Annotated in this window: 23 protein-coding genes; 8 read left to right on the forward strand and 15 right to left on the reverse strand. The window is 60.7% G+C overall.

Annotation, left to right across the window (positions count from 1 at the left end):
- Positions 1-55 precede the first annotated feature (55 nt).
- The 3 genes from hemG to ACR3FE_RS14000 all read right to left on the reverse strand — a co-directional run bounded on the left by hemG (position 56) and on the right by ACR3FE_RS14000 (position 3,592).
- A complete protein-coding gene (hemG, locus tag ACR3FE_RS13990) occupies positions 56-592 on the reverse strand; it encodes a menaquinone-dependent protoporphyrinogen IX dehydrogenase (RefSeq protein ID WP_458207768.1) in 537 nt (178 codons plus the stop codon).
- Positions 593-727: 135 nt separating this feature from the next.
- The gene (locus tag ACR3FE_RS13995) at positions 728-2,089 is read right to left on the reverse strand and encodes a sulfatase-like hydrolase/transferase (RefSeq protein WP_458207769.1); all 1,362 of its coding nucleotides are present in this window, start codon (positions 2,087-2,089) and stop codon (positions 728-730) included.
- 171 nt (positions 2,090-2,260) lie between these two features.
- The gene (locus ACR3FE_RS14000) at positions 2,261-3,592 is read right to left on the reverse strand and encodes a tryptophanase (protein WP_458207770.1); all 1,332 of its coding nucleotides are present in this window, start codon (positions 3,590-3,592) and stop codon (positions 2,261-2,263) included.
- A gap of 201 nt (positions 3,593-3,793) precedes the next feature.
- Between ACR3FE_RS14000 and ACR3FE_RS14005 the strand changes: the two genes are divergently transcribed.
- Positions 3,794-4,027 carry a DUF8150 family protein gene (locus ACR3FE_RS14005; RefSeq protein ID WP_458207771.1) on the forward strand — a complete coding sequence of 78 codons (234 nt, stop codon included), beginning with the start codon at positions 3,794-3,796 and terminating at the stop codon, positions 4,025-4,027.
- A gap of 81 nt (positions 4,028-4,108) precedes the next feature.
- Here ACR3FE_RS14005 and ACR3FE_RS14010 read toward each other — a convergent pair whose 3' ends face one another.
- From ACR3FE_RS14010 to ACR3FE_RS14020, 3 genes are all read right to left on the reverse strand, one after another.
- The gene (locus ACR3FE_RS14010) at positions 4,109-4,660 is read right to left on the reverse strand and encodes a DJ-1/PfpI family protein (RefSeq protein WP_458207772.1); all 552 of its coding nucleotides are present in this window, start codon (positions 4,658-4,660) and stop codon (positions 4,109-4,111) included.
- Between the two features lie 64 nt (positions 4,661-4,724).
- Positions 4,725-5,960 carry an ABC transporter permease gene (locus ACR3FE_RS14015; RefSeq protein ID WP_458207773.1) on the reverse strand — a complete coding sequence of 412 codons (1,236 nt, stop codon included), beginning with the start codon at positions 5,958-5,960 and terminating at the stop codon, positions 4,725-4,727.
- A complete protein-coding gene (locus ACR3FE_RS14020) occupies positions 5,960-6,709 on the reverse strand; it encodes an ABC transporter ATP-binding protein (RefSeq protein WP_458207774.1) in 750 nt (249 codons plus the stop codon). Before ACR3FE_RS14020 ends, ACR3FE_RS14015 begins: the two co-directional genes overlap by 1 nt.
- A 214-nt stretch (positions 6,710-6,923) precedes the next feature.
- Between ACR3FE_RS14020 and ACR3FE_RS14025 the strand changes: the two genes are divergently transcribed.
- Complete coding sequence (locus ACR3FE_RS14025) at positions 6,924-8,036, forward strand: mechanosensitive ion channel family protein (RefSeq protein WP_458207775.1); 1,113 nt, start codon at positions 6,924-6,926, stop codon at positions 8,034-8,036.
- 74 nt (positions 8,037-8,110) lie between these two features.
- Here ACR3FE_RS14025 and ACR3FE_RS14030 read toward each other — a convergent pair whose 3' ends face one another.
- The 3 genes from ACR3FE_RS14030 to ACR3FE_RS14040 form a co-directional block, all read right to left on the reverse strand.
- Positions 8,111-8,425: a hypothetical protein gene (locus ACR3FE_RS14030; RefSeq protein WP_458207776.1), complete on the reverse strand. Its 315-nt coding sequence runs from the start codon at positions 8,423-8,425 to the stop codon at positions 8,111-8,113.
- A 99-nt stretch (positions 8,426-8,524) separates the two neighbouring features.
- Entirely contained in the window at positions 8,525-8,878 is a 354-nt protein-coding gene (locus tag ACR3FE_RS14035; RefSeq protein WP_458207777.1) for a hypothetical protein, read from the reverse strand.
- Positions 8,879-9,038: 160 nt separating this feature from the next.
- Positions 9,039-9,380 carry a DUF5789 family protein gene (locus ACR3FE_RS14040; RefSeq protein WP_458207778.1) on the reverse strand — a complete coding sequence of 114 codons (342 nt, stop codon included), beginning with the start codon at positions 9,378-9,380 and terminating at the stop codon, positions 9,039-9,041.
- Positions 9,381-9,572: 192 nt separating this feature from the next.
- Between ACR3FE_RS14040 and ACR3FE_RS14045 the strand changes: the two genes are divergently transcribed.
- From ACR3FE_RS14045 to ACR3FE_RS14065, 5 genes are all read left to right on the forward strand, one after another.
- Positions 9,573-9,818 (forward strand): hypothetical protein, encoded by a 246-nt coding sequence (locus ACR3FE_RS14045; protein WP_458207779.1) that lies wholly within the window; start codon positions 9,573-9,575, stop codon positions 9,816-9,818.
- Between the two features lie 472 nt (positions 9,819-10,290).
- The gene (locus tag ACR3FE_RS14050; RefSeq protein ID WP_458207780.1) at positions 10,291-12,147 is read left to right on the forward strand and encodes an asparagine synthase-related protein; all 1,857 of its coding nucleotides are present in this window, start codon (positions 10,291-10,293) and stop codon (positions 12,145-12,147) included.
- Complete coding sequence (locus tag ACR3FE_RS14055) at positions 12,144-13,772, forward strand: alkaline phosphatase family protein (protein ID WP_458207781.1); 1,629 nt, start codon at positions 12,144-12,146, stop codon at positions 13,770-13,772. Before ACR3FE_RS14050 ends, ACR3FE_RS14055 begins: the two co-directional genes overlap by 4 nt.
- Positions 13,772-14,794 carry a lipid II:glycine glycyltransferase FemX gene (locus tag ACR3FE_RS14060; protein WP_458207782.1) on the forward strand — a complete coding sequence of 341 codons (1,023 nt, stop codon included), beginning with the start codon at positions 13,772-13,774 and terminating at the stop codon, positions 14,792-14,794. Before ACR3FE_RS14055 ends, ACR3FE_RS14060 begins: the two co-directional genes overlap by 1 nt.
- A 76-nt stretch (positions 14,795-14,870) precedes the next feature.
- The gene (locus tag ACR3FE_RS14065; protein WP_458207783.1) at positions 14,871-15,986 is read left to right on the forward strand and encodes a hypothetical protein; all 1,116 of its coding nucleotides are present in this window, start codon (positions 14,871-14,873) and stop codon (positions 15,984-15,986) included.
- A 95-nt stretch (positions 15,987-16,081) separates the two neighbouring features.
- Here ACR3FE_RS14065 and ACR3FE_RS14070 read toward each other — a convergent pair whose 3' ends face one another.
- Genes ACR3FE_RS14070 through ACR3FE_RS14085 form a run of 4 tightly spaced genes read right to left on the reverse strand, consistent with a single transcriptional unit; the run spans position 16,082 to position 22,338 of the window.
- Positions 16,082-16,792: a TorD/DmsD family molecular chaperone gene (locus tag ACR3FE_RS14070; RefSeq protein ID WP_458207784.1), complete on the reverse strand. Its 711-nt coding sequence runs from the start codon at positions 16,790-16,792 to the stop codon at positions 16,082-16,084.
- Positions 16,789-20,058 (reverse strand): molybdopterin-dependent oxidoreductase, encoded by a 3,270-nt coding sequence (locus ACR3FE_RS14075; RefSeq protein ID WP_458207785.1) that lies wholly within the window; start codon positions 20,056-20,058, stop codon positions 16,789-16,791. Before ACR3FE_RS14075 ends, ACR3FE_RS14070 begins: the two co-directional genes overlap by 4 nt.
- Positions 20,055-21,329 (reverse strand): NrfD/PsrC family molybdoenzyme membrane anchor subunit, encoded by a 1,275-nt coding sequence (gene nrfD / locus ACR3FE_RS14080; RefSeq protein WP_458207786.1) that lies wholly within the window; start codon positions 21,327-21,329, stop codon positions 20,055-20,057. Before nrfD ends, ACR3FE_RS14075 begins: the two co-directional genes overlap by 4 nt.
- Before the next feature lie 4 nt (positions 21,330-21,333).
- On the reverse strand, positions 21,334-22,338 hold the full coding sequence (locus tag ACR3FE_RS14085) for a 4Fe-4S dicluster domain-containing protein (RefSeq protein WP_458207787.1): 1,005 nt from the start codon (positions 22,336-22,338) through the stop codon (positions 21,334-21,336).
- Between the two features lie 362 nt (positions 22,339-22,700).
- Between ACR3FE_RS14085 and ACR3FE_RS14090 the strand changes: the two genes are divergently transcribed.
- Positions 22,701-24,602 (forward strand): bacterio-opsin activator domain-containing protein, encoded by a 1,902-nt coding sequence (locus ACR3FE_RS14090; protein WP_458207788.1) that lies wholly within the window; start codon positions 22,701-22,703, stop codon positions 24,600-24,602.
- A gap of 138 nt (positions 24,603-24,740) precedes the next feature.
- Here the strand turns inward: ACR3FE_RS14090 and ACR3FE_RS14095 are convergent, their stop codons facing one another.
- Entirely contained in the window at positions 24,741-25,283 is a 543-nt protein-coding gene (locus ACR3FE_RS14095) for an NUDIX domain-containing protein (protein ID WP_458207789.1), read from the reverse strand.
- 79 nt (positions 25,284-25,362) lie between these two features.
- Complete coding sequence (locus tag ACR3FE_RS14100) at positions 25,363-25,734, reverse strand: rhodanese-like domain-containing protein (protein ID WP_458207790.1); 372 nt, start codon at positions 25,732-25,734, stop codon at positions 25,363-25,365.
- Positions 25,735-25,808: the final 74 nt, after the last annotated feature.

Genomic DNA, 25,808 nt, shown 5'->3' on the forward strand with positions numbered 1-25,808 from the left:
TCCTGTCGGTTTTCGTCGCTGAACGTGGAATCTAGCCCCTCCTCGAACTGGTTCGTCACAGTGACCGAGCGAACGCACTGGCGAACCCTTCGACTTCGTCCCAGTCGGTGTACTCGTAATCCCTGGAGGTGTCCGTCCCGCCGCCCGTTTGCTTGGCGATCTGTTTCATCACGAATCGTTTGAGCACCCCGTACTCACTGTATTTGAGCGCACCCGGCACGACCGCCGTGGCGTCCGGGTTCCACCCCGTCTCGTCCAGAAACTCCTCGACGTACTCCTTCGCTCGCTCCCACGCTTCCTCGCTCCCTTCGGCAGCGGTCAAACTCACCGAGAAGAACGCTGATGGTAGCTGGTTCAACTCCTCGGCGTGCTTCCGGACGAACCGGGTCACGTACTTCTGGTGTTTGCCCATGTGTATCGACGCGCCGACGACGACCGCGTCGTACTCCGGGAGGCTGAACCCTTCGGGCCGGTGTCTCACGTGAACGACCGCCGGATCGTGGCCCGATTCTTCGAGGACGCCAGCGATTCGCTCCGCGATGGTCGCCGACTGCCCTTCGGTCGAACCGTAGAGGACGAGCACGCTCGCCATCACCGCCACCCCCCTGCCTGTGTCGTCGTCTTCATCATCAGAGCTGACTTCACGCTTCGAGCCGAGACCACAGCTCCGCTGTTCGGTATCATCTCACCGTCCTTCGTGCTCCATCGGCTAAAACGTGTGGTGACCCTACTGGTAGCCAAGCGCCTTCAACTGGTTCGTGACCGCAGAGGGTGGTTCTGCCGACTCGCCATCGTCGTCCGCCTCGATGTCTTCGATGCGATCTTCGACCGCTTCGTGGAGGAAGCTGGCGACGTCGGAGCCGGCGAGGTCGTCCCACAGGTTCTCCTGTTCGTCCGGGTCACGGTTTCTGTCGTACAATTCCCGCTCTTCCGACTCGGTGTGGTAGATGTACGACCAGTCGCTCGTCCGGGCGCTCACGAGCAGTTCGCCGTCGTTCAGTCGCCGCGGAATCGGTTGTTGCGTGACGTGGTCGCCTCGAACCGCTACCGAGGTGACCGGCACTGGGTCAGGGTCACTCTGGAGGAGATTCTGTCCCGCGAAGTCGTGTTCGACCCCCATCGCATCACAGATAGTCGGCGGGATCAAGTCGAGACCGACCGCTCGTTCGACTCGCTCGCCGTCGGCGTCGGGATGATCGACGACCAGTGGAACGTGTATCAGCTCCTCGTAGAGCTTCGGATAGTGGGCGAGGTGGCCGTGCTCCATGAACTCCTCGCCGTGGTCGCCCGCGAGGACGACGCAGGCGTCGTCACGGAATCCTCTGTCCTCGAGTGACGAGAGTATCCGACCGACACTCTCGTCCACCTGCCGAATCGCCGCTCGGTAAAGCGTCTGGAGTTCCGAGAGCGTCGATTCACCCACCTCACGACCCAACCCTGCTCGCGCGTGCGCTCGAAGCATCCTGAGTGAGCCGACGCTCGCACCTGTCTCGTCCCGGACGAACTTCGGTGCGGGAACGTAGGGAGTGTGAACGTCCATGTAGTGAACCCAGAGGAAGAACGGTGGTTCCGCCTTCTCCACGAAATCGATGGCGCGTCGTTCCACGTCGAGCATCCGTGAGACGTTCCGCGCGCCGCCTTCCTGACCGAACAGTTGTCGAATGGGCGAGGCGGCAACCTGCAGCCACGCCTGCACGGTCGGATGAGCGGTGAGATACTTGCTGTAGAGGCTGTCGCCGGTTCCAGATGTGAACGTCTCGAACTCCTCGAACCCACGGTCGTACCCCCAGTGTTCGGTCAGGAAACCGTTCGCCCCGTTGAAACCAGCCGTGCCGATTCCGTCCTCGCGCAGTGACTCGGCCAGCGTCGGGTCTTCGGAGACACCGATACTTCGAGAGTCGCTGAACACGTGATTCGCTCCGAGGATGGACGGAAACGAGAATGGTGTCCAGTTTCCGTGGGCGAAGGCGTTCTCGAAGCGGGTGCCTCGCTCTCCGAGGGTGGCGACGACACCGTCCTCCGGAAGCGCGTCGGCTCGGAGTGAATCGACGGTGAACAGTACGGTCACGGGTATGTCGTTTGCACTCATTCTGTCGGTCGCGGCGAAACTCCGCTATTCGATGGTTCGTCACAGGGGTCAAATACCTTGCGAGCGAGCGTCACGGTATTCATCGGTTGCCTCTATCGTCCTCGTATCCATCCGGGTGGTAACCCCGGTTTCTCCTATCTTTTCGCCCGGTGGGACAGTATACCTTCTCGTTTACGCGACCGGCTCCAGCTTCGCACTGAAGTGGCGCAGTTCCTTCATTTCCGGTTCCTCGACGACTTCGAGACCGGTGAGTTCGGTTCGCTTCTCCGAGACCTTCTCGAACGTCTCAACGATGTGTTCCAGGTGGTCACGGAAGTACGAACGACGGGGGAGACAGAGTCGAACCAGCTGCGGGCGGTCTTCGCCCGGGAACGCGAACTCGCCGAGCTCGACGCCACGAACCCCACCTTCGCGGTAGAGTTCGCCGACGAGTACCTGTCCGGGGAACTCCTCGCGTGGAATCTCCGGGAGATACGCCTCGGCGTCCACGTACACCGCGTGTCCACCGGTCGGGGTGTAGATCGGCACGCCAGCGTACTGCAGGAGTTCGCCGAGTTCACGCACCTGCTCGACGCGCGATTCGATGTACTCCTGCGTGACGGCTTCTCGAAGCCCGACCGCCATCGCTTCGATGTCGCGACCAGTCAGCCCACCGTAGGTGGAGAACCCTTCGTAGAGGATTCCGCGCTGTCTGGCCTGCTCGAACAGCTTCTCGTCGCGCACGCCGACGAAACCGCCGATGTTGGAGAGGGCATCTTTCTTCCCGCTCATCACGATGGCGTCTGCGTACGAGAGCTCCTCGCGCGCGATGGCAGCGACGCTCGAATCCGCGAATTCATCTTCGCGTTGTTGAACGAAGTAGGCGTTTTCGGCGAATCGGCAGGCGTCGATGACGAACGTGGCGTCGAGTTCGTCGGCGACGTCGCGTGCCTCGCGGATGTTCTCGACGCTCACCGGCTGTCCCGCCATCGAGTTGTTCGTGATGGTGACGACGATCGCGGGGATGTTCTCGGCTCCGACATCGTCCGCCAGATCACGGACTTTCTCGGGGTCGAGATTCCCTTTGAAGGGGTCGTCTTCGTCGGCGTCCATCGGACAATCGACGGGGTCACCGCCGTTGTTCACGATGTGTGCCCGCGTCGTGTCGAAGTGGGTGTTGTTCGGTACGTAATCGCCATCGGAGACGAGGACCCCGTAGAGAACGTTCTCCGCCCCGCGTCCCTGGTGAGCCGGTACGACGTTCTCGAATCCCATCACGTCGGTGACGCTCTCTTCCAGCCGTTTGAAGCTGTCACTGCCCGCGTACGCCTCGTCGCCCCGCATCATCGCGGCCCACTGATCTTGACTCATCGTCCCCGTTCCGCTGTCGGTCAACAGGTCGATGAACACGTCGTCGGCATCGAGATTGAAGACGTTGTACCCCGCTTCTTCGAGATTGGCGACCCGTTCCTCGCGATCGGGAAGATGGATCGGCTCGACGACTTTGGCTCGATATGCTCTCATGGCCGAAGATGTGTAACCGGAGTCCTTAATCCTGCTGAGATAGCTTCGAACAAAGACGCGCGAAACCGGGGGTCACTCCCCGAATCTGGCCATCGATAGCTGATATTGTGGCTGCTAGTTCCACTCACTCGCTGTTCGAGGAAAACCTGAGAATCCCGGAGTTCGAACAGTGGAGTACGAATCTCGGCGTGGAGAACGAATATGAGCGACTCGAACACACGTGATCCCCTCGAAGAAAAACACGAACGCGACCGTCAGCAACGCATCGCTGGCATCAAACGTTGGATCGAGTACATCAAGACCCATTCTCCGGACGAGTGGGGCGAACAACAGAACCGACTCGTCAACTCGCAACTCGAATCTGCTCGCCAATCCGACATCGACGCCGAACACCGACAGCGCGTAGGGAACGCTGGTCGAGGCCATTCTCGGTAGTTTCCAGCGACGAAAGACGCTACTCTGAGGAGTTCGTCGAACAGCGGTGCATCTCGTTTTCCGTAGGACGAGCCAGACCGGTCAGTACGGGTAGTCCATCTGTGTCGCAATCGCGTCGCGCGTCTCCTCGTCCTCCAGTTCCTCGACGAGTGACAGGCCGAGGTCGATACCAGACGTGACGCCGCCCGCTGTCACGACTCGTCCATCCCGAACCACGCGCTCTTCGACCACCTCGCAATACTCGCCGAGTTGGTCGTAAGCGTCGGGATGGGTAGTCGCTCGCTTCCCCTCGAGGAAGCCCGCCGCACCGAGTAAGAGCGATCCCGTGCAGACCGAGACGACCCACTCAGCATCAGCACTCGCCAGCCACGAAACGAACGCTTCGTCTTTGGCGAGTTCGCGCGCAATGAATCCACCCGGCACGACCAGCATATCGTACCCCGAAAGCGGTTCGGCCACCACGTCGGGAACGATTTCGAGTCCGGCGTTCGCGGTGACACCCTCCGTCCGGGCACAGACGTCCCACGATACGTCGTCGCGGAATCCCATCGTATCGAGTCGGGTCAGTGGGTCGTAGATGCCGACGAAATCGAGCGCGGTCATGCCGTCGTAGGCGACGAAGGCGATGTGCATACGGATTCGTTCGGAGTCCGACTGCTTGGGTGTTGTCGTGGGTGTGATTCTCCACCCACTTCGATCACTCGTAGCGGAGTGCGTCGATGGGATCGACCCGTGCCGCACTCCACGCCGGGTAGAGTCCCGTCACCACACCGACGACCAGCCCAACTGCGATGGCGACCGGAACCACCTCGACCGCGAACACGAGGGGGAGGCCGACGTAGTCCGTGGCGAGGTATCCACCCATTGCACCGAGAATCACGCCGAATATCGACCCGATGATGCCGAGTAAGATCGCCTGCGTGAGGAACAACTGGAGGACGTCGCGTTTCTGTGCACCGACGGCTTTCATGATACCGATCTCCTTCGTGCGCTCGGTGACACTGACGAGCATGATGTTGGCGATGCCGAGCGCGGCGACGACCAACGAGACGACCGCGATGCTCGTGACGAACGTCGTCAGCGTCGTGAGCAGATCTTTCACCCGGTTGACGAGGTCGCGGTCGGTCTGCACGCGGACGGCGTACTCGTCCGGTGCGAGTCGGGTCGCGTCGGAGTTCGAATCGAGATATGACTGCACCGCCGCCTTGGTTTCGGGAATCGTCCCGTGATTCTCGGCGACGACCGTGAGAAGGGGATAGACGTGCTGTTCGGTGCCTTGCGTCGGACTCTCAACGGTCGAACTGTAGAACGGACGCGTCGGGACGTATATCCGTGGCCGTGCTGACCCTCCCTCGAACTGGTCGGTTCCATCCGAACTGTTGAGTACGCCAGCGACACGCGCGTCCACGGTCGTTCCATCGACCATCCGTATCGAGACCCGGTCGCCGACCGTCGCCGTGTCGTTGAACAACCGTGCGGCGAGGGGGTTCAAGACGACCTCCCGCTTTCCTTGCTCGAACGCCCCGCCGACGGCGAACTGCTGGTCGTCGAACTGTGCTGGCGTCGTGGCGACGACGTTGTTCTGACTCACCGTCTCTCCCTGATGGGCGAGCGCGACGACCGGGACGATACCCTGTGGGACGACGCTCGCTACGCCGTCGATCCGTCGAAGTCGCGCGATGTCGTGCTGGGTGAACACCGACTGTGCGCCAGCACCGGGTTGCCCGCCGGATGGCCCGACCCAGACGTACATGTTCGGTGTCTGGTCGCCCGCGACCTGACTGAGAATCTCGGCCCGAAGGCTCGTTCCGAGCGTGACGAGCGTGATGACTGCGGCGACACCGATGACGACACCGAACGCGGAGAGCGACGAGCGAACTCGATGGCCTCGAATCGCCCGCAGACTCATTCGAAGCGTCTCGCCGAACTCCATCACCGTGCCTCGCCGACCCGGCGTGGCGCGTCGATCTCCTCGATGCGCTCGACCGTGCCGTCGAGGATGTGAACCACGCGCTCTGCATGTTCGGCGATGTCGCGTTCGTGTGTCACCATCAGGATGGTGTGGCCGTCGTCGTTGAGCTCCTCGAAGAGCGCCATTATCTGTTGGCCCGTCTCGGTGTCGAGGTTACCCGTCGGCTCGTCGGCGAGGATGATGGCGGGGTCGTTCGCCAGTGCTCGGGCGATGGCGACGCGCTGTCGTTGTCCTCCCGACAGTTCGTTCGGACGATGGTCTTCCCGACCACGCAGTCCGACCCGATAGAGCAGTTCGTCGGCACGCTCCTGCCGTTCAGCGCGAGAGATGCCCTGAAAGACGAGCGGGAGCGAAACGTTCTCGCGGGCAGTCAGTCGCGGCATCAGGTTGAACGTCTGGAAGACGAACCCGATATCCTGTCCACGAACAGTCGTTCGTTCGCTGTCGGACAGGTCGGTCACTTCTCGACCGTTGATGTGTATCGTCCCATCTGTCGGGGTGTCGAGACAGCCGATGAGATTGAGGAGGGTGCTCTTGCCCGATCCACTCGGCCCCATCACAGCAGTGTACGAACCACGTGGAATCGACAATGTCACACCATCGAGCGCATGAACTGGCTCGCCGAGGAAGTACGTTCTCCGAACGTCGGTCAGTGTCACTGAATCGCTCGGCCCCCCATCGGATTCCGTCGCCGAGTGGCTGGCGGCCATATCCACTGTTACCATCCCGATTGCCTAAACCCTGGCCCATCTCACGCCATCTAGTCTGCGGAAAATAACCCGCTCGTATCAGTTGGATTCGGTCACGAAGATTGTATGTTCCCCCCACGCTCAAGCCGGGGGGGAACGACACTGATTTCGACGGGGGTGGTGGCCGTGGCTCACCAGTGACCAGTGCAGTCAGCCCTCGCCGGAGTCGATAGATATGACACACGTACCGAACGCCAGCTTCGATATCGTCGCACAGCTTCCTATTCCAGAGGCGCGGATCTTGCTCTCGACGTTCCTCCTCGTCGTGCTCGTGTTCATCGTCTGGGTTCTCTGGAAGACGGCACCACGGTTGAAACAGGAGGTCAACCCACGAATCGTGGACGTCGGCCTCCTCACCGTTACCGGACTCGTCGCGGTTCTCATCGGGCAGTACGCCCTCTCGCTCTGGGCGGGAACCGACCCAACCGTCCAGCAAGTCGATATCTTCTCTCAAATCACGTCGACCGGACTTCGGATCGCTATCACGTTCGGCGTCATCGCGGCGGCGTACATCGGCTCGGGGATGTTGATACGAGTCGTCGAACGGTTCACCACTCGAACCCGAGAGATATCGAGTCACCAGACCGAGGTCATCGCTCGGATCACGGAGGTCGGGGTGTACATCTTCGCCAGTTTGCTTCTTTTGAGCGTCTGGAACGTCGACGTTCGGTCGCTCCTCATCGGGGCTGGATTCCTCGGTATCATCATCGGTCTCGCCGCGAACGAGCCGTTGAGTGCCCTTATCGCTGGATTCACACTCATGTTCTCGCGTCCCTTCGAGATCGGAGACTGGGTGCAGATCGCTGAAGACGAAGGAATCGTCACCGACATCACGCTGTTCATGACCCGGATCGAGACGTTCTCCGGGAAGTTCGTCGTGATTCCGAACGACGTCGTCAGTTCGAACACCATCACCAACTACGGGCGGAAAGGACGCCTTCGACTCGAAGTCGAAGTCGGCGTCGACTACTCCGCCGACCTCCAGCAGGCTATCACCGTCGCAGAACGAGCGATGGTCGACCAGACCAGCGTCCTGGAGGTGCCTCGCCCCTCCGCTGTTCTCACTGAGTTCGGCGAGTCGGCGATCCTCCTCGAACTGCGGTTCTGGATCGACCGACCGAGTAGTCGTCGGCAGTGGCGCGCCATAACGGCGGTCATCGCAGCAGTGAAGACGACCTACGACCGCGAAGGCATCAAGATCCCGTTCCCACAGAGGGAGGTTGCGACACGGGAAGAGACCGGCGGATTCCGAGTCGTCGATGGACGAGTCGATAGCCCGGCCCAGTGACCATCGTTCCGGTCGATATCGACCATGTGTACCCTTCTGTTGATATCAACCGCGTGTACCGTTTCGGTCGATACTCACCCGAGTTTCTGCAGGCATTCGTGACAGTAGTTCGCGTAGGTGGGATTCAGCTCGTCACATCGAGGACAGTGAACCAGTTCGACGGTTCTGCGAGTCGTCGGTGATCGCTCTCGTCCGACTGCGTCGCTTCCGAACATGATCGCCGAGATGGGAGAATCCGGGATCGTTCCGAACTCCCCGTTCATCGTCCGATTGACCAGATCGTCGTCACGGAGCGCCATCAGTCCTCTCCACAGCCCGAGAAATAGAATCGTCGGCGCGACGGTGAGCACTGCCCCGACGAGCACGCGAAAGGCGAGTCCCACATCCATGCCATACGTTAGCGTGGGTCGATAATCAGGTTTTCGTCGTATCGTCTTTCGTCGAACTGCTCTTTATCACACCGCCGTTCGTCGAGCGACGTGCTCTCGTCACTCCTCTTGATACGGTACCGGATTACGCGTCTCGCACCGTGGGCACCGATTTCGGTATCTCTGGAGGTTTTCACCGCAGTACCTGCATGTGTAGGCCCCCTCTTCGTTACCGTCCGTTTCGGTCGTGGAACCGCGATTCAACAGTGTTTCCCCATTCAGCAATCTGTCCCGGAGGATGTACAGTCCCCCGATGACGACGACTGCGACGACGAGCGTCACGAAGAGGGTCGTGTTGTCCACGCCAGGGATGGACAGCGCACCACCTGTCGAACCCCCTCGGAAGAACCGTCTCCCCATCGAGAGAACGGCAAACAGTATCAAGAGCCGAATCAGACGCCTGCCTCCTAGCATCCTACTCGACACCGTGTCTCCCCGTTTTCATATGTTATCTCGGGAGTGAGTACGGATAAAGACTCGGTGAATCGAGGAATTCGTCTCGTCAGCACTCTCGATGGTTCGGAGGACCTGTCCCGTCGGTACTCCTGTGTCCTCGTCGAACCGGTCGATAGCGTCAGAAGGAGACCTGCTCGTCGAGTCGCTGTTCACCCAGCACGGGTGGTGTTCTGTCACTGTAGTATTTCCGACCGATGGCCAACTCTCCCACCATCAGGAAGATGTCTTGGCGAACCTCTCCCGGTGACTGGTACTTCTCGTCCCGCAGTGGGTCGAGGATCTCCCCGACTGATTCGGTTCCCGAAGCGAGGTCGAGTTCGTACTCTCCAAACGAGGCGACGAGTTCGGCGGCAGTGGTTGGATAGGAGATCGTATCTAGCTGGACGCCGAACTCGCCGAACTCGATCCCCAGGGCTCGCTGGTGTCTCGATGGTGACTCTTCCGTCATGGTTTCCCCCATCGAGACAGTGCACCCCCGAGCGGTAAACTGGTTGTGGCGAGGAATTCGACCGTGTCTGAAAGACCAATCGCTCTCGGACGTTAGTTCATGCGAACGCCTCGGTACACGTGGAATCTTCGACCATGATCGGGATGTGACTCGGCTTTACGAGCGGTGGACTGAAACCCATCGCACCCCTAGTTGCTCTACACCATGCCCGACCCCGCAACCGGCACCAAGGAGTGTCCCGTGTGTGGTATGGAGTACGACCGCCAGCTCATCGTGGAACGAGGCGACCAGTGGAACGACCTATTTCCGGGAACGCCCCTCGATTTCTTCTCTCGCTACCAGCGACGGTGTGCCGGTCGATACGACGAACAGAGGGATACCACGGTGCCAGAACGCAAACGAGCGGTGTACTTCCACGAGGGTGAGAAATCATCTCCGTTCGGTCGATGAAGCTTCCGTTCACGGAATACTCCACCTGCTGTGGCCGAAACGTTCCAACAACTGGGATGTAGCGGTACGTATCGTCCGTAACCGGACGAAGTAGGCACGTCCTATACAACCGATGCCTCTCTTTACGCCTGCAGAAAGGAGGGTCTATCGTTCTACAGGGGGATGATAACAATATTAACTAATAACTGTTTTGTTAGTAATGAGTGCGGAAATACTCGACACTAATCGTTTTGGCAGCAAATTCATGGCTGCTAGGTCGAATAATTTTTCCGTGAAACCGAACGACCACATCTGGTGGGATGAATCTCTTCCAACGAGTGGGGATTCACGGTCGTTACGAACCCACGGTAGCATCGCTGAAATCGAAGCTACCCCCGTGCAGGTGGCAGCGTGCTCTCGGAAGGGTTTCTGAATGGTCGGATTGTTCGGAGCCTTCGGAGACCGAAGGCACGGCTTAGAGACGCTTCCGAATATGCAGTGGTCTGAGAGAGAACACCCCTCTGCTTTCTCCGACGACCACGTTGCAGTGTCCAGTTCGTTCCATCCACTGCTGGTCGACGACCAGCCCGTGCAAACGACGGACGAAGACGTATCGATCTGGGTGCAGGGCGATATCTACGGCTTCGAGCATGATGGAACGTACACACAACGACCATCCTCACTGGACGTGCCGACGTATTGTACGAACCTGTACGAGGCATATGGTCTCGACTTCGTGGCCGGTCTCAACGGCGAGTTCGTTTGTGTCGTCTACGACCGGGAGGCGAGAAATGTGCATCTCGTCACCGACCGGCTCGGGTCATATCCGCTCTTTCATACGCAAAGCGAATCCGGAACGGTAGTGTGTTCGACCGACATCCAGAAACTTCCCACGTTTCCCGGTATCGACCCATCTTTCGACATCGATTATCTTACAGAATATCTTGCCCTCAAGCGTTCGTTCGGGGTGACGACTCCGTTGGCGGATGTGGAGAAACTCCCGCCAGGCACGGTGACTACCATCGACCTCGACACGATGGCTACCCACTCTGACCGTTACTGGCGACCCGAGTACACCCCGGTCGATGCACCGTTTCGATTCTTCGTCGACCGGTTCATCGAGCTCTTCCAGCAGATACTCGACGAGTGGGTGCGCGACGACCTCGACTACGGCGTGTTGCTGAGCGGTGGGAGCGATTCACGGCTCATCATGGCCGCGATGGAGAACTCCGTCGTCGGATTCCACATGAACGACTGGCCGAATCGGGAGTCGAGAACTGCGAGACGAGTGGCGAATGCCGCCGGGAACGAGTTCGTCTTCCTCCACCGCGACGATAGCTACCGCGCTCGGGCACTCGAACGAAATCCGCCCCTCTCCAACTTCGATGGCTGGTTCACGCAGGGGTATCCCACGGGATTCGAGGACGAGATCACCGATTCCGTGGACGTTCTGCTGTCCGGCCTGTACTCCGACACGCTGTTCAAAGGTCACTCAATCTCGTCGCCACGAGTATCGCTTGGCCGACTCGGGAAGGTGACACTCCCCATCGAAGATCGAATCGAGTCGGTCGACGAGTTCATCGACAACCTCGCAGTCGAGACGCCCCCGTATCTCGACCACGACCTCGAATCGGTGCTCCGCGAGAACATTTCGACGGACGGCGAGACCATCGACCACCACGGCGTTCAGTATCGGTCGCTTCGGGAACTCGTCCTCTGTAGCGACTACTATCCGCTGACGAACGACACGGAACTCATCTACACGAACAGTCTTCGCCAGCTTCGGCCCTATCGAACCCCCTACCTCGACAATCGCCTCATCGACCTGCACCTCTCGATGCCGGTTCGATATCGTCTCCGTCGGAACATCATCCACCGAGCCATCGAACGGCTCGACCACAGACTCGCGGCCATCCCTCACTCTGAGACGGGTGTTCCGGTCGAATACTCGTTCCCGGTCGAGTACGTCGGCAAACATCTGAACGCGCTCTGGTGGAATTTCTTCGACACCGAGGAACCGCCGGAACCGTGGTTCACGAACGGTCCGTGGTCGAACGACGCTGAACTCATCAGACAGCACAACTTCGTCGAAGAGGTACTCACAGGGCACCGCAAAACCATCGATGAACTGCCGTTTCTCGACTCAGAAGGTGTACAGCGATGCTACGACCAGCATCTAGACGGGCAGGATAACACCGTCGAGCTTTACACTCTGTTGACATTATTGCAGATGCCGGTTACGAGTTGCATATGCGATACGGACGTTCCCGTCGAGGAACCGATGGACAGTTCTCGTCACACAGAGTTACCATCTGTCGTCGCCACCGGCCATCGGAGTGATGCTCGATGAGCGACACCGACGGTCTTCGGACGTTGGTTATCGGTCTCGACGGTGCCTGTCTCCCCGTCCTCGAACGGTTCTTCGATACGGGCGTACTTCCGAACCTCGAACGACTGTTCGACTCGGGCGTCTCCGGACCACTGGAATCTCAGATCCCGCCCTGGACGCCGAGCGCGTGGCCCTCGCTGTTCACCGGTGTCAATCCCGGCAAGCACGGCGTCTTCAGCTTCCTCGACTACGACGGCTACGACTGGGACGTGGTCAACGGAAGCCACGTACAAGCGAAGACGCTCTGGGAACACCTCTCAGAGGAGGGATTTTCGAGCGTCGTCGTCAACGTCCCCGTGACCCACCCGCCCCGTGAGTTCGACGGCGCACTCGTGCCGGGCTACATGGCTCCTGAGTCCCCTGCCTGTCATCCTTCGGGCCTCCTCGACGAACTCCGAGACGAGATCGGCGACTATCGCATCTATCCGAACTCCGACGGCGTGAGCGACACGGCTGCCATCTCGGAATATCGCTCCGTCACCGAGATGCGCGGTGATGCGTTCCGGTATCTCGCAGACAGATTCGACCCGGATTTCGGATTCGTCGAGTTCCAGCAGACCGACACGGTCTTCCACGAACACCCCGGCGAAACCGATATCGTTCGAACGGTGTACGAGGCCGTCGACGAACAGGTCGGTCGAATCCTCGACGAGTGTGACCCGGACACCGTCCTCGTCGTCAGCGACCACGGAATCGGCGAGTACACCGGCTACGGGTTCTACGTCAACGAGTTCCTCGCGGAGCACGGCTACACGGCGACCAGACAGGGTGGCGATGGGATGCCTTCGTGGGTTCCCATCCGAGAGGGGCGACTCCGAGACGGTGACGAATCGAGTGACTCGTCGAACGACGAGCGCGATCTACTGAAGGAACTGACCGCGCTCGCCGCACGATATGGTCTCACGACTCACCGGGCGGGCAAACTGCTGGAGACGGTCGGACTCCGCGATTTCGCCGCGCGGTTCGTCCCCGACGAAGCGATCCGGGCGAGCAGCAAACAGGTCGATTTCGCCGCCTCACAGGCGTACATGCGAGCCAGGATCGAATGTGGCGTCCGCATCAATCTCGAAGGGCGGGAGCCGGAGGGCGTCGTCCCGCAGGAACGATACGAGTCCCTTCGGACGGAACTCGTCGAACTCCTCCGGAGTGCTGAAACGCCCGACGGCGACCCCGTGTTCGAGGAGGTCGCCCCCCGTGAGGCGTACTTCGACGGCCCGAAAGCGGACAAGGCGGTCGATATCGTCACGGTCCCCGCCGATTTCGACCATTTCCTCTCCGCCGAACTCACCGGACAGACGTTCGCTCCTCCTGGTCAACCGTGGAATCACAAACGTGACGGCGTGGTCGCCATGGCGGGTGAAGGCGTCCAGGGATCGCTCGATGACGCCCACCTCTTCGACGTGACGCCGACCGTTCTCGCGCTGTTCGGTCTCCCTGCGAGTACGGAGATGGACGGCAGTGTACTGTCGTGTGCCGAAGCGAGCGGTGAGCGAGCGTACTCGACGCGCCGGGAGCTAACGCAACGAGAGACCGACGACGAATCGATAGAAGACCGACTGACTGCGATGGGTTATCTTGAGAACTAATGACGATCGAGATACGCGAAGCGACTGGCGAATCGTTAGACGAATGGAACTCGTACGTGGAGCGCTCGGCGCACACGACGCCATTTCACCGGGGTGAGGCGTTAGCACTCCTCGCACGGACGGCGAACGCCAGATTGCGCCCCCTCGTCGGCTACAAGGGACAGGAACCGGTCGGCATCTTTCCAGTGTTCGAGACCACGACCGGTCCGTTTCGGATGGTCTACTCACCGCCACCGCACCTGGAGGTGTACTTTCTCGGCCCGGCCCTGCTCAACTTCGAGAAGCTCAAACAGCGGAAGACCGAGCGTAGACACCGGGATTTCATCGAAGGCTGTCTCGACTGGATCGACGAGGAACTCGACCCGGATTACATCGACGTTCGAACGGTGGACGGCTACACCGACCTCCGACCCTTCACGTGGAACGGGTTCGACGTGTCGCCGTCGTACACGTACATCCTCGACCTCACCGGGGACGACCTGTTGATGCAGTTCAGTCGGGACGCCCGGAGCAACATCCGAAGTCGGGACGAGGGTGACTGGACGATTCGAGAGGGTGGCGTCGAGGGCATCGAGACCATCATCACGCAGATCCAGAACCGCCACGAAGCGCAGGAAAAAGAGTACCGGATCGACCCTGCCTTCGTAACCGAGTTGTACGAACGACTCCCGAAGGGGCAAGTCAGACCCTACGTCTGCGAACGCGACGGCGACATCGTCGGTGGTATCGTCACGCTCGAAAACGACGACACGATCTATCGGTGGCAAGGTGGTGCGAAACCTGACGTCGACTTCCCCATCAACGACGTGCTAGACTGGCACATCATCCAGGATGCCAAATCGCGCGGACTGTCACGCTACGACCTCGTCGGTGCGAATCTCCCCCGTCTCTGCCGATATAAATCGAAGTTCGGTCCGGAGCCGGTGGCCTACTACACTGCCCAGCGAAAGACACAGCGGATGCAGGCGGTGACCGGTGTCTACCGCCGACTTCCGAATTCGCTCAAAGCGTTCTCGGAATGACCTTCAGTTCGTTCGATATCTGACCATCCTCCTATCGAAACAGATGATCAAGAAACCTGTCTCCATTGAAGGAAGCATGCATCGACGATCGTACCTCCTCGGAACTGCTGGCGTCCTCGGCGCGCTCGGCAGTGTCTCCGCTGCACTCGCAGCCGACGACGAGAATCCTCCCGACGACTTCGAGCAGGGTGACATCCACCAATCGGGATTCGTTCTCGAACAGGGCGACACTTGCGTTCCCCTGGCCATCGTCACGTCGAACGAGGACCTCAGCGTTGAGGAGTTCTACGACTATCGCTCGTCCGACACCGACCCGACCGGCTGGTACAGCGCCTACGGCCCGGCAACGGCTCTCGAACAGCCCGGAAACACGATCCTCTATCTGTACGACGGCCCGCAGGGAACGAGTCTGGTGGTCATGCACAGTAAACGCGGTGCCGAAAGCGGCGGTGCGGTGACGTTCAACTTCACGGGTCTCCCTGATGACGGCGAGTGGGCGGTCACGGACGACCAGTACAACGCTTCCACCAACTACGACAACTTCGAACGATCGAACGGTGACTGGTCTATCGACTGGACGTGGGCCACAGATCCGAACCACGGTGGCGGTGCCGACGGCGGTGCCTACCGAGGCGTGACGACCGACACCGAGTTTCGAATCGACCCGGCGTTCAACGAGGAGGCGGAACTGTACGGAGACCACTACGAAGGTGAGGTAAAGCAGTGGAACGCCCTCGCCGCCACCCCCGAAGAGTACGGGTGGGTGTCGCTGGACATGAGCCAACCGGTCGTTATTCGAACGGGCGAGTGCGACCAGTCGGGGCTTCCACCGACGGTCACCACGACGGAGACGACAAGGACGACGAGGGAAACGACGAGAACGACGACGGAATCGACGGAAACGACGAGAACGACGACAGAGACGACAAGAGCGACGACGGAAACGACGGAAACGACGAGAACGACGACCGAGACGACAAGGACGCCGACCGAAACTACGCTCACGTCGACCGAGACGACGAGTACGACGAACGCACCGTCGTCCCACTCGACGACCACCGACGGTAAGGCCGCCGGGCCGGACGGGTCGAAGACGACCACTTCGCCCGGACAGGACGGTCTCGGCGTGATCGCCGCACTCGGTAGCGTACTCGGTCTCGGCCTCCGAGAACTGGTTCGCCGTGAGGAGTGAGGCTGAGAGGACCTTGAGTCATCTCTCGTCTCCAAGAGGGCACTCACCGCAAAGGACAGCGGCGGGTGCTCCCGTCTCCGCTCCGCTGTGACGACTCACTCGGTGACGATCGGCCCGTCGTACTGCCGGGCGTCCCACGCGACGAAGGCCCGGGCGAACCGAGCGAGAGCGGTGAACACGCGTTCGACGCGGTCGTTCGCCGCCACAGCCTCGTCGAACGCGTCTAGCCAGCCGAGATTCTCTATCACGGACTGCTGAAGGCCACGGAGGTCAGCAGCGGACACGTCGGCATCCGGTGCGTCTGTGTACAGGGTTGCTTCGCGCGTTGCGAGTGCGCTCAGGAACTCGAACTGTGCCGCGAGATGGTCGGGTATCCCGTCGCCACGCTCCGGGACGAACCCCGTTCGGGCGTACTGGTGTGCGATTCGAGCGGCCGGGTCGCCGAGGAGTTCGCCCGCCGTCCCGACGTCGTGGTAGCGTGAGTCCGACTCGAACGACTCGCTCGGACTCTCGACGTACGCCGACGCGAACGGTGGAACGTAGTAGCTCCCGGGGACGACGAACAGGTTGTCGTACCCTACTGCGAGCGCCTCACGCTCGAAATCGGCGGCAGACAGCGGTTCGACGTCGATGTCCACCGGGAACTGCTCGGCGAGTCGGGCGAACACGTCTTCTTCCATCGCACTGGTCAACACGTCCATCTCGCCGTCGAACACCGCCGCAAGCAGTGCGTACGTCTGGGCTCTTGCACGAGCGAACTCGGCTGCCTCGCTCGCATCGCCGTTCTCGACGACCGTCGACGTCATTCGAGGCCCTCCACTTCGACGTACGCGTCGTACTGTGCGTTACTCCCCCCGACCAGGTCGCTCAGACCGATATCTCCGAGGGTGCTGTCGAGCGGTTGTAAGAGGTTGACGGCGAAGCCGGCGTCGCGTCCCTTCGCCAATCCCGGGTCTTCGCGCATCGGCTCGTCGAACCGGTAAGGAGTGTGTCCGTCCGGTTCGACCGAGTTCATCGTCTCGCCGTCGACCGTCTGTTCGGTCGCGCCGTCACCGGTACGGCCCCAGCCCCACATCGTCCCGACGACGCCCGGACGGATGCCGTTCGTGACCATGGCGATACCTTCGACGCTTCGCGTTTCGGCCTCGATTCGGATGCGATCTCCGTTCTCGATGCTGCGTTCGTCCGCGTCGACAGAGTTGATCCACAGTGGGTTCTCGGGGCGGAGCTCGCGAAGCCACGCCGCGTTGGTGGTACGATGTGACCCCTGTGTCCGCGGCTTCCAGTTGATGAGCCTGAGGGGACGCTTGGGCTCCTGCGTGCTCGTCACGGGCGACTGCACGTCACCGTTGTAATGGACGACGTCCTCGACCCGAGGCAACGGGTCGAATCGCTCGCCGGTGTAGGAGTGTTTCCCCTTCCCGGTGACCTCGCTGTAGAAGTCGACCCGCGAGCCCAGTCGATATCGCATGTGCTCTCCCTCGTATCCGTTCGAACGGTCGCCCGACCGCCCGACGTAGTCGTAGTCGTGGCCTCGCTCGGCGAACGCCGCGGCGTATCCCGCGGCGGGTTCTTCGAACCGGCCGCCGCGGTTGAGCACGGTGACGACCTTCCGCCACTCTCCGGGTTTAACCGCTTTCCGCCACGTCTCGATGTCGAACCGTTCGCCCAGTCCTTTCTCGTGTGACGCGCGGAACACCCGGAGTTCGTCGTCACTCGCGTCTGCGACCGGGTCGCGGTCGTAGGCGATGTTCGCGGTCAGTTTCACGTAGAAGTCTTCGGCCCGATGTAATGGCCAATCGTTTCCGTCGGCATCGGTGATAGCTCCCTCACCGACGCCGGGGAGGTCGAGTTCCTTCCAGATGTCGATGAGAACGTCTTCGGCGGGACGGGCATCGGGAACGACGCTCACCGCTGGCTGGCTGATCTTCTCGACGGCGAGCCGGCGGTTCGGGTACGTCCCGAAGTTCTCCCACCGCTCCAGGTACGTCGGCTCCGGGAGGATGTAGTCGGCGTACTGGCTCGTGTCGCCGATGACCGTGTCGAACGCGACCACCAGGGGAATGGTATCCTCGTCCTGCAGGACGCCCGGTACCTTATCGCCACCTCCGATAGCCATCACGTGGTTGTTCGAGTATGGTCTGATGAACAGTGCGTTCACCCCGTAAGGATAGCGGTCGTTCGCACTCCCGTACAGTTCCTGTGTCGCGTACGGCGGTGCAACCGGGAACCACGGCCGCTTGGCGGGATAGCCGCCGTCGCGCTCGAACAGCGACGTGTCCTCGTAGTTGATGCCACCGCGGAGGATCGGGATTCCCCACGGTTTGTGACCGGCCGGAACCGTTTCGAGATCGTACCGACCGCTCGTCGTGTTGAAGCCTGCGTAGGGCGTCATCTGACCGCCTTTCCAGTCGTAGTTGCCGATGAGGTGCTGGAGGATGGCGATCGCGCGGGTATTGTAGAATCCATTCGAGTGCTTCGCGGGACCGCGATAGGCCATGATCGCGGCCTTCTTCCCGTGGCTCGTAAACTCGTCGGCGAGCTCTTCGATATCCGCGACGCGGACCCCTGCCATCTCGGCGTACTCCTCGAGACCGTACTCGAAGACCCGTTCTCGGTACAGCGTCCAGACGCTCTTCACCCGGTTCCCGTCGATGGTAGCGTCCACCTCGAGCACGCCGCTCGTGGCCTCGCCCGCGGGTGCTGGCTGGCCGGTGTCGGCGTCGAGGACGACGAAGTCGTCGGCACTGTCATCCGACTCGAGACCGAGGTCGCTGGCACGAGCTTTCGGCCCCCCATCCTCGTCGACGAGGACGAGGTGTGTCGCGTCGCTCCACGTGGGTTCGTCGTCCGCGTTCGCCGCCTTTTGATTCGGGTTCCGGAGGTAGGTCTCGTCGTAGCGTTCGTGCTCGATTATCCAGCGAGCCATCCCGTGCGCGAGTGCGCCGTCCGCACCCGGCTCGACGGGCACCCACTTCTCCGCTTTCTCGCCCGTCTTCGAGAGGCGGGGATCTATGACGTCCATCCGCATGCCGTCCTGGATCGCGTTCGTCAGCTTCGGTGCGAGCCAGGTTGGGCCCTTGTTGGCGACCATCGGGTTCGTTCCCCAGGCGATGATGTATTCTGCCTCGTCGATGTCTGGGTACTGACGTTTCTTCTTGGCGGCGTACGACCGGACGTTCCCCATGACGCTCGAAAGCCCACAGGTGCCCGCGTGGTGGATACTGTTGACCGACCCCAGTCCCTGACTCCAGAGTCGAGCGCGGATGAAGTTGCGTCGGAACCCACCGACGTCGACGATCTGGTTGGCCTTCGGCCCGAGATCGGGATGGTCGGTGTCGATGAGCACGCCGTCGTACTTCTCGTCGAACGCCTTTTTCGAGATGTCGCCTGCCTGGACGGCCTCCCAATCGGCCATGACTTCGTCCTTGGGTGCGTACCCCCACAACTCCTCGAGTCCGGGATGGCCGAGTTCGTCGTCACCGCCGACGATGTCGCTGATCGCCTGCTTCCAGGTGACGGTCTTCCACTCGCCGCTCCCGCGTTCGCCGACGCGCTTCATCGGTTTTCGAACGCGGTAGGTGTCGAACGCGGTCTGGATGCCCGCCTGGCCTTTCAGACACATCCGACCGCCGGAGAGCGACCAGCGGTTCGTCTTCACGTCGCCGGTTCCGTCCAACGCACCCATCACGACGTCCTCGGGGTCGCTCTCGTAGGGCACCTGGGAGAACGGCTGGGTGTTCAAGAACGAATACGGGTTCCCGGCCAACTTGCGGACGAGCGAACTGTACTGGCCAGTCCCGCTGTCGTCGGCGATTCGCACCTTGATGGGACAGAACGTGTTACACTGCCCGCAGGTGGTGTGGATAACGTCCGCGGCGTCGTACTCTTCGTAGTCGGTGCCGACGTAGTGTTCGTTCTCGTCGGCCCAGAGGTCGCCGACTTCGAGGTTCGCGCTCAGACCGCCGAGCAACGAGACGGCACCGAGACCGCCGGCCACCTTCACGAAGTCGCGGCGGGTCGTCGCGGTGTCGGACGTAGACTGGTCGTCAGGTGTATCGTTCGAACTCATTCGTGGTCACCTCCGTCGAGGGGAGTCAGTGGTAGTAGTTCCGCACCGATCGTGTACAGCAGCAGTCCGACGGCGATCATTCCCGCGCTCGTCGCCCATTCGACTCCCGTCGGGAAGTACGACCCGTGTGGGAGCCCCTCCATGACGGGGATGATCTGTGGCGGAACGACGATGTTGAATCGCACGCCGATGATGCCGACGACGACGCTGAGGCCGGCGACGACCATCATCCACGGCGTCCGGCGGGACGAGCGTCGTGCGAGCAGTCCGAGCGGGAACACCCAGCCCAGTCCGACCATCACCAACCAGAACGACCACGACATTTCGCCGAACAGCACCGTCTGCCACGTTTCGACGTCCGCCGGGTGGAGACTGGTCAGTGCGATGAGCGCGTCGATGGCCGTGAACGCCACGTCAACCAGGATGAACACGCCCAGCATCTTCGCGAGCCGGTCCAACAACGCGAGGTCGATGGCGTCGTCGGTGAGCAGTCGGATTCGGAGCACGTACAGCATCATCACGAGCGCCGTACCGGAGACCACAGCGGAGACGATGAATATCACCGGGAAGAGGCCGCTGTTCCAGTAGGGGCGAGCTTTCGCCACCGCGAACAGCACGCCCGTCCCCCCGTGGACGAAGAAGATGGCGAGCGGAATCCCGAGGATACCGACGCGTTTTATCCACGTCCGGTCGGTCACCCGACTCGCATCGTCCGTACCAGTCCGGCCGAGCGTGAGCAGACCGGCGAGCCTCGCACGGAATCCCGACGTTTCGGCGGCGATTCGCGCCAGGTCGATGCGCATCGAGAGATACAGTTCGGTCATCAGGACGAGGATGTACGCGACGTACGCGTGAACCTCCCAGGACAGGGGTGAGGTAAGCTGCCGGTAGAGGAACGGGTGATACATCCTGTCCATCCGACCGAGATCCGTCCAGACGAACAGCATCGCCACCACCATACTGATTATCGCCGCGAACAGCGCGTCACGGTCGATCTTGTGCATGCCGGAGACCTCGAACACGTTCGCCATCGTGCTCACGAGGAAGGCTCCAGCCGACAGCCCCACGAAGTAGATGTAGAATGCGACCCACGCACCCCACGGCGTGACGCTCGTGAGGTTGGTCGCGGCCATTCCACGGTCGATTCGAAGCCACATCGCGTACCCACCGATAGCGAGTACGACGGCGAGCAGCCCATACCAGGCGAGCCGAATCCGACCATCGTTGAAGCCGGATTCGAACTCGAATCGGGTCGATGTTTCTGTTGCCATTGTTCTATTTCAAGTAGTAGACGTTCGGGTCGGTGCCCTCTTCTTCTTTCAACTGGAACGCACGTGAGGAGTTCGCCATCTGTGCGACTTCGCTGTCCTGGTCGTTCAGGTCGCCCATGTTGCGGGCATCACCGACACAGGTCTCGATGCACGCCGGTTCCTCGCCGCGACCGAGGCGGTGGTAGCAGAAGGTACACTTTCGGACGTTGCCGATGGGGGATTTCTTCCCCTCGCGTGACCCCCGGTCGACCCCGTACTCGGGACTGGTAATCTCGCCGTCTTCCATGAACTCGTCGCCGTAGTCCTCGCCGAAGTCGAAGTAACGCGCGCCGTACGGGCACGCGATGGAGCAGTAGCGACAGCCGATACACCGGTCGTAGTCGATGTTGACGATACCGTCGTCCATCTTGTACGTCGCGCTGACGGGACAGACCTGGACGCAGGGCGGATTCTCACACTGCATGCACGGTCGCGGCAGGTTCGTCCGCGTGACGTTCGGGAACTCGCCGTGTTCTTCTTCCACGACGACGTTGTACGAGACGCCTGGCGGTGTTCGATTCTCCGCTTTGCAGGCGACCGTACACGAATCACAGCCGACGCACTTCTTGAGATCGATGACCATCCCCCACTTCGTGTCGTCGCCCTCGCCGACGCTCTCGATCTCTGCGGCGACGGTGTCCATCGACCCGACGGTACACTGGAGGTTCTCGGCCACTTCGGGGGAGACGGTCTGGCCGTCGGCTTGCCGGTCGATGGCTGGATTTGGCGTCTCGTGATAGACGTTGCCGAACTCTGCGGCCGCCGCCTCGTCGTACTTCTCCCAGTACTCGTCGCCGGTCATCTCACCGCGACTGACGCGCTTTGCGTCCTCGGCCATCGACAACCCGAGCTCGGTGCTGTACTCGGTCTTCTCGAGTTCTTCGACGGGGTCTACCGTCTCCGTGTCGACCATCTCGTCCAAGTGTCCCACGTCGGGGACGCGCGGAAGTGGTTGACTCACCGCGACCACCCGTCCACGACTTCGAATCGTTCTCTCATACAGGTAAACGTAGGTTGGGAAGCACGGTGAGTGTACTACCGATATGGCGGGGTATCGAAATTCGGCACCCGAACAGGGAAAGCCACCGTACCAATACACATTGGAAGGGGGAGCCGATGCGGGACTGACCGTTCGCTTTCCGTCATCGACCGGAGGTGGATCGACGTTCGAAATCGACCGATTTCGATATCGATTGGGAACAATTCTCCGCTTTTTCAGACCATGAGAATGGGCAACAGCATGACCTTCTCGGGGTGGTTAGTCTCGACTACACGCAGAGTGCTCGTCGGCAGCGCACCCGTCGACCGAACCAATCCCAGGCCTCACCTACCATGCCAGACCCAATCATCACGACGTCGATCCTCCTTCGTCTCCTCGGCGTCGGCTACTCCATGATCTTGCTGTATCGTGTTCGAGATGCACGGTTCGGATTTCTAACGGCGATGCTGTCGTTGATGGCGATGCGCCAGTTTTTAACCCTTCAGTCGGGAGGGGCAGGTCTCCAGGAGTTACCCGGCCTCGCCGTGAGCGTCTTCGGTCTGCTCACCGTCTACTACCTCTCGCAGTACGTCGAACAAGAAGGATGTACCAAACGAGAGATCCAGACGAAAAACGAACAGCTTCGCGGGTTCCGCAAGGCTATCGAGCACGCCGGACACGCTATCTTCATCACGGATACCGACGGGACTATCACGTACGCTAACCCCGCCGTCGAGTCGATAACCGGATACTCTCGGGACGAAGTGCTCGGCAGTACGCCCGCGATGTGGAACTCGGGTGAACACGACGAGACGTTCTATACCGACATGTGGGACACCATCCTCGACGGCGAGGTGTGGGACGGTGAGATTATCAACGAACGAAAGAACGGTGAGCTGTGCTGGGTGGATATGACCATCGCTCCTATCACGGACGAAACGGGCACAATCGAGCGATTCGTCGCGGTCGACACGGACGTCACCGATCGGAAAGAGCGTGAGTTACACATCCAGCAGCAACACGAGCGTTTAGCGATCCTCAACGATACGAACGAGATCATCCGCGACGTCAATCAGGATCTGGTTCGGGCGACGAATCGAGAGGAGATCGAACGAACGGTCTGCGACCGATTCGCGACCGCAGATCCGTACGCGTTCGCGTGGGTCGGCGACCGGAATATGGTGAACGAATCTATCGCTCCCCGAACGTGGGTCGGAATCGACGGTGAGACGTTGCACTCGTTCGTCGATTCGATCAACGACGATGACGGTACGCTCATCTCCAGGGCGATAGAGACAGGTGAGGTACAGGTCGCGACCGACCTTGCTGACGGCTGTGATAGATCGTCATGTTCGTGGCGACGGGCGGCCAACGAGAATGGAAGTGTATCCGCAGCCGCAGTACCGCTCGTGTACGACGAGACCTTGTATGGGATACTCGAGATTCATGCGACTACGACGGACGTATTCGACGCCATCGGTCGCGACGTGTTCGCCGAACTCGGTGAAACTATCGCTCATGCGATCAATGCTGCCGAAAGCAAGGCGGCACTCGTCAGCGACAGCGTCGTCGAACTCGAATTCTCGCTCACCGACTCCGCGTGTCCGTTCGTCGACCTCTCCACGCGTGTTTCCGGTCGACTCACGCTCGAACGAACGATCTCGAACGAGGACGGACTCGTACATCAGTACTTCTCTGTCACGGACGTCGACCCGGCAAAGGCACTCGAGCAGGTGTGCGAGGCACCGAGTGTCGACCACGCGAACCTCGTCTGTGAGTCGGACGACGACTGTTTGGTTCGAATCGAAACGAGCCGACGAACGGTCGTCACCGAACTCGCGGACCACGGCGCACTCGTTACCTCGGTCACGGCGAAAGACGGGGAGGGACGTCTCACGGTCGAACTTCCCAGGACGGCGAACGTTCGGGGAGTGGTCGAGGCCCTTCAAAACGCCCATCCGAGAACCGACCTCCTCGCGTATCGGGAGCGTGAGCGACCGGTCGAGACGAAACAGGGGTTCCGGGCGACGCTTGAGGATTCACTTACCGACCGTCAGCTGGAAACGCTCGAAACCGCGTACATAAATGGTTTCTTCAAGTGGCCTCGCCAGAATACCGGTGAGGAGATCGCCGACGTGATGGGGATATCGCAATCGACGTTTCTCCAACACCTCCGCGCTGCGAACCGAAAATTACTCGATACTATTCTCGACGACGAGCCGGTTCCCTCGTCTCGACGGTCATCACACCGGTGATGTCTTCCTGCTCCTGAAACACGTAGACCGTCGGACTCACGAGAATCGGACTCCGATAACCGGTTCGGCGAGAGGAGTACGTTCAGCAGGGTCTATCGAAACCGAACGTATCCGGCCCAAATCCCGAGGTCACTCGAGCTAAACCTGATCCGTCTCTGCGGATCGCTCCGAGTTCCGAAGGGCGGCGAGCTGTTCCAACACCACGTCGGTGGACAGTGTCGTGTCTTCGTAAGGGTCGGTCACAGCTTCGAACGGTGCCGAGCCGTCAAGTGCGGCTGTTCGTTCGACTGCGCGAGCGAACCGGGAGGAGAATATCTCTTCCAGTCGTTCGGCGGCCGTCTCGGGTGAGACCCATTCGTAATCGTCGTGTTCGTCGTTCAATTCGACCTCCCTGTCGTCCGTCTCACACCGATAGACGAGCGTCACCAGTGGATTTCCAGTCTCACTGTCGATCCATCCGCCATACGCCGCCTCGACAGGTGGCCCGACCCTGGCGTCGACGCCGAGTTCTTCCCGAAGTTCGCGCTGCAGTCCGCCGACGAGCGTTTCTCCAAACTCGAACTTCCCACCCGGCGGTTCCCAGTGGTCGTCGACCTTCGTCACCAGCACCTCTCCTTCTGGTCCGAAGAGGATGGCTTTCTGCGTGATCTTCCCGACGTACGGCTCGCGGTTCTCGGACATCCGTCTGATATCAAATCAGGAGAGATAGTTCAATCCGTTGGTCTTTCAACCCTACTATCGAGTTGCCCTCTATCGAAAGCTACGGACGCAGACGCCGAAGAACCGACAGCAGCCGATACACGACCGAGTTCCGTTCGTAGTGTCGCCAACCGCGAATCCCGCCGGAGAGGGTCTTCACGTCGTAGTTTTGCTCGTCGAGATAGTTCGTGGCTCGGCGTGCGACGATTCCCGCCTTACAGACGGTCACGACCTCTCTCTCCCCTGGAATCTCGTCCAGATGGGCGTCGAGAGAGTCGGTGTTGCCCTGCCGCAGGTCGTGATAGACGGGGGCGTTGTAGCTTCCGTCGATACGACCCGATTCGTAGTCGCTCTCCGGTCGAATGTCGAGGATGAACGGCTCGTCGCCCTGCTCCAATCTCTCACCGAGGGCCGCCGGACGAATCTTTCCCATCAGGTTCGAGGTGGGACGGGAGCACTTAACGCGTGTCGGTTTTCGGCGTAGCTCGGTTATCGTTACTGTTCACG

The organism is Haladaptatus rarus (genome assembly GCF_054177585.1).

Coding starts and splice junctions, on each gene's coding strand:
- hemG (WP_458207768.1), bottom strand. CDS start 592: ATGGCGAGCGTGCTCGTCCTCTACGGTTCGACCGAAGGGCAGTCGGCG.
- ACR3FE_RS13995 (WP_458207769.1), bottom strand. CDS start 2,089: ATGAGTGCAAACGACATACCCGTGACCGTACTGTTCACCGTCGATTCA.
- ACR3FE_RS14000 (WP_458207770.1), bottom strand. CDS start 3,592: ATGAGAGCATATCGAGCCAAAGTCGTCGAGCCGATCCATCTTCCCGAT.
- ACR3FE_RS14005 (WP_458207771.1), top strand. CDS start 3,794: ATGAGCGACTCGAACACACGTGATCCCCTCGAAGAAAAACACGAACGC.
- ACR3FE_RS14010 (WP_458207772.1), bottom strand. CDS start 4,660: ATGCACATCGCCTTCGTCGCCTACGACGGCATGACCGCGCTCGATTTC.
- ACR3FE_RS14015 (WP_458207773.1), bottom strand. CDS start 5,960: ATGGAGTTCGGCGAGACGCTTCGAATGAGTCTGCGGGCGATTCGAGGC.
- ACR3FE_RS14020 (WP_458207774.1), bottom strand. CDS start 6,709: ATGGCCGCCAGCCACTCGGCGACGGAATCCGATGGGGGGCCGAGCGAT.
- ACR3FE_RS14025 (WP_458207775.1), top strand. CDS start 6,924: ATGACACACGTACCGAACGCCAGCTTCGATATCGTCGCACAGCTTCCT.
- ACR3FE_RS14030 (WP_458207776.1), bottom strand. CDS start 8,425: ATGGATGTGGGACTCGCCTTTCGCGTGCTCGTCGGGGCAGTGCTCACC.
- ACR3FE_RS14035 (WP_458207777.1), bottom strand. CDS start 8,878: ATGCTAGGAGGCAGGCGTCTGATTCGGCTCTTGATACTGTTTGCCGTT.
- ACR3FE_RS14040 (WP_458207778.1), bottom strand. CDS start 9,380: ATGGGGGAAACCATGACGGAAGAGTCACCATCGAGACACCAGCGAGCC.
- ACR3FE_RS14045 (WP_458207779.1), top strand. CDS start 9,573: ATGCCCGACCCCGCAACCGGCACCAAGGAGTGTCCCGTGTGTGGTATG.
- ACR3FE_RS14050 (WP_458207780.1), top strand. CDS start 10,291: ATGCAGTGGTCTGAGAGAGAACACCCCTCTGCTTTCTCCGACGACCAC.
- ACR3FE_RS14055 (WP_458207781.1), top strand. CDS start 12,144: ATGAGCGACACCGACGGTCTTCGGACGTTGGTTATCGGTCTCGACGGT.
- ACR3FE_RS14060 (WP_458207782.1), top strand. CDS start 13,772: ATGACGATCGAGATACGCGAAGCGACTGGCGAATCGTTAGACGAATGG.
- ACR3FE_RS14065 (WP_458207783.1), top strand. CDS start 14,871: ATGCATCGACGATCGTACCTCCTCGGAACTGCTGGCGTCCTCGGCGCG.
- ACR3FE_RS14070 (WP_458207784.1), bottom strand. CDS start 16,792: ATGACGTCGACGGTCGTCGAGAACGGCGATGCGAGCGAGGCAGCCGAG.
- ACR3FE_RS14075 (WP_458207785.1), bottom strand. CDS start 20,058: ATGAGTTCGAACGATACACCTGACGACCAGTCTACGTCCGACACCGCG.
- nrfD (WP_458207786.1), bottom strand. CDS start 21,329: ATGGCAACAGAAACATCGACCCGATTCGAGTTCGAATCCGGCTTCAAC.
- ACR3FE_RS14090 (WP_458207788.1), top strand. CDS start 22,701: ATGCCAGACCCAATCATCACGACGTCGATCCTCCTTCGTCTCCTCGGC.
- ACR3FE_RS14095 (WP_458207789.1), bottom strand. CDS start 25,283: ATGTCCGAGAACCGCGAGCCGTACGTCGGGAAGATCACGCAGAAAGCC.
- ACR3FE_RS14100 (WP_458207790.1), bottom strand. CDS start 25,734: ATGGGAAAGATTCGTCCGGCGGCCCTCGGTGAGAGATTGGAGCAGGGC.